At 49.8% G+C, this 319-nt stretch carries 1 tRNA gene; it reads right to left on the reverse strand.

The annotated features are described in order from the left end of the window. Positions 1-178: 178 nt before the first annotated feature. A tRNA-Glu gene (locus AACS92_RS04265) sits at positions 179-254 on the reverse strand. Positions 255-319: the final 65 nt, after the last annotated feature.

Below are 319 nucleotides of genomic sequence, written 5' to 3' on the forward strand. Positions count from 1 at the left end.
AGGTGTCTTCGGATGCGAGTTTTTGAGAGACTCATCAGTCACTGTTACACAGTGCTGATTGTTTCAAATTTTCAGCTTGTTCCAGATTGTTAAAGAGCATGTATTGGTAAACCGGCGATTAAGCCCGCTTAACAATACCTTTCGTTGGCGCCGTCTTTCACCCGACCCCCGAGCAAAGTGGCGTCCCCTAGGGGATTCGAACCCCTGTTACCGCCGTGAAAGGGCGGTGTCCTAGGCCTCTAGACGAAGGGGACTTCAAGTCTTCTTCGCAGACGCTGCTCGTCTTACATTCATCAGACAATCTGTGTGAACACTCACA

The sequence above is a fragment of the Xenorhabdus sp. KJ12.1 genome (genome assembly GCF_963876495.1).
GTDB classification, from domain to species: Bacteria; Pseudomonadota; Gammaproteobacteria; order Enterobacterales; family Enterobacteriaceae; genus Xenorhabdus; species Xenorhabdus stockiae.